The following is a 2,650-nucleotide window of genomic DNA, read 5'->3' as shown; positions in this document are numbered from 1 at the left end:
TGTCCGTGCACCGGAGGTAGCACAGGACGTGTCCACCGGTGAGGACTCAGCATGTCCGTGCACCGGAGGTAGCACAGGACGTGTCCACCGGTGAGGACTCAGCATGTCCGTGCACCGGAGGTAGCACAGGGCATGTCCACCGGTGAGGACTGAGCATGTCCCGCGGACCAGCCTTGCGCTGGACATGATGCCGTTGTGCCCACTCGAGCGAACGAAAAATGAGCATGTCCCGTGGAGGGAGCCGGGGTAAGGAGCGGGTGCAGGGAGCCGGAGGAGGGAGCAAGGCGGGGCGCGCTCAACCAGCGGGCAGCCGGTAGCGCCGGCACCAGGCGAGCATGGCCACGGTGATGCCGGCGATGCCGAAAACCCAGATGTTGCCCGCGGTATCGCCGATGACCAGGCGCTTGCCCGTTTCCAGGGTGGACCACCAGCCGGTCAGTGCGTAGCAGAGCAGTCCGCAGACCGCTATCGGAATGACGGAACGGAACGCGGCCCCGAGCCAGAGCTCGGCCGAGCCCAGCGTGAGCAGGGCCGCGGCCGCGCCCCACGGAACCTGCACGCCGCCCAGAAACAGATCGTGCCGGTGCAGGGCGGTGCCGGCCAGGGCAACAAAAAGAGCTGCCGGCAMGGCGGCGGCAATGCCGCCTGCCATACCGGCAGCTCTCTTAGTCACGTGTCAGCCGAAGCMCGGAGACCGGGATCAGACCTTGGCGCGGGCGCGGTTGGCCTTGGCACGCTCGTTGGTGTCCAGGATGACCTTGCGGATGCGGATGGAATCCGGGGTAACCTCCACGCACTCGTCCTCGCGGGCGAATTCGAGGGACTCTTCGAGGGTCAGGTCGCGCGGCGGCGTCAGGTTCTCGAAGGTGTCCGAGGAAGCTGCACGCATGTTGGTGAGCTTCTTTTCCTTCGTGATGTTGACGTCCATGTCGTCGGCGCGGGAGTTCTCGCCAACGATCATGCCTTCGTAAACTTCGGAGGTGGGCTTGACGAAKAAGGAGCCGCGCTCCTGCAGGTTGATCATCGCKAACGGGGTCACAACACCGGCGCGGTCGGCGATCATCGAACCGTTGGTACGGTACTCGATCGGGCCGGCCCACGGCTCGTAKCCTTCGGAGATGGAGGCCGCGATGCCGGCGCCGCGGGTGTCCGTGAGGAACTTGGTGCGGAAGCCGATCAGGCCACGCGCCGGAACGATGAACTCCATGCGGCACCAGCCGGTGCMGTGGTTGGCCATGTTGGTCATGCGGCCCTTGCGGGCTGCCATGAGCTGGGTGACGGCGCCGAGGTACTCTTCCGGCACGTCGATGGTCATGTGCTCCATCGGCTCGTGAATCTTGCCGTCGACCGTCTTGGTCACAACCTGGGGCTTGCCCACGGTCAGTTCGAAGCCTTCGCGACGCATCTGCTCGACCAGGATGGCCAGCGCGAGCTCGCCGCGGCCCTGGACTTCCCAGGCGTCAGGACGCTCGGTGGGGAGCACCTTGATGKAGACGTTACCGATCAGTTCCTTGTCCAGGCGGTCCTTGACCTGGCGGGCCGTGACCTTGGCGCCCTTGACCTTGCCGRCCAGCGGGGAGGTGTTGATACCGATGGTCATCGAGATGGCCGGGTCGTCAACAGTGATCAGCGGCAGCGGCTGCGGGTTATCGACGTCGGTCAGGGTCTCACCGATGGTGATGTCTTCGATACCGGCGACGGCGACGATCTCGCCGGGGCCGGCGGATTCGGCCGGAACACGGTCCAGTGCCTTGGTGGCCAGCAGTTCGGTGATCTTGACGCTCTTCAGCTCACCGTTGGCACGGGCCCAGGCAACGGTCTGGCCCTTGCGCAGGGTGCCGTTGTAGATGCGCAGCAGCGCGAGGCGGCCGAGGAACGGCGAGGCGTCCAGGTTGGTGACGTGCGCCTGCAAGACACCGTCCGGGTTGTAGGTCGGAGCCGGGATGTGCTCGATGATGGCCTTGAAGAGCGGCTCGAGGTCCTCGTTCTCCGGGGCGGTGCCGTCGGCGGGCTGCTCGAGGGAAGCGCGGCCGACCTTGGCGGCTGCGTAAACGACCGGAACGTTGAGGATCTTGTCCAGGTCCAGGTCCGGAACTTCGTCYGCGAGGTCAGAGGCCAGGCCCAGGAGCAGGTCCATGGACTCGTGGACAACTTCTTCGATCCGCGCGTCGGGGCGGTCGGTCTTGTTGACGAGGAGGATCACCGGAAGGTGCGCGGCCAGTGCCTTGCGCAGCACGAAGCGGGTCTGGGGCAGCGGGCCCTCAGATGCGTCGACGAGGAGGACGACGCCGTCGACCATGGACAGACCGCGCTCAACCTCGCCACCGAAGTCGGCGTGGCCGGGGGTGTCGATGACGTTGATGGTGATGGTCTCGCCCTGGGAGGACGGTCCGTTGTAGGCCACCGTGGTGTTCTTGGCCAGGATGGTGATGCCCTTTTCACGCTCGAGGTCACCGGAGTCCATGACACGGTCCTCGAGGTGGTTGTGCTCGGCAAAGGAGTTGGTCTGCTTGAGCATGGCGTCGACCAGAGTGGTCTTGCCGTGGTCAACGTGGGCCACGATCGCGACGTTGCGCAGGTCACTGCGCGATGCAGTGGCTACCGCGGTGTTGGTGGTGGTTTCAGACATGCGTTATTCAGACATGCGTTA

The 2,650-nt window shown here is 65.3% G+C and carries 2 protein-coding genes; both read right to left on the bottom strand.

The window, feature by feature from the left end:
- Positions 1-295: 295 nt before the first annotated feature.
- Complete coding sequence (locus AC1DBQ_RS22815; protein WP_476930678.1) at positions 296-673, bottom strand: hypothetical protein; 378 nt, start codon at positions 671-673, stop codon at positions 296-298.
- Positions 674-700: 27 nt separating this feature from the next.
- Positions 701-2,629 (bottom strand): translational GTPase TypA, encoded by a 1,929-nt coding sequence (gene typA, locus AC1DBQ_RS22810; protein WP_476930677.1) that lies wholly within the window; start codon positions 2,627-2,629, stop codon positions 701-703.
- Between the last annotated feature and the right edge of the window lie 21 nt (positions 2,630-2,650).

The sequence above is a fragment of the Arthrobacter sp. 10T413_2 genome, from assembly GCF_056394205.1.
Note: the sequence above shows the minus strand (reverse complement) of the source record. Positions and strands in the feature narration are given on the sequence as shown.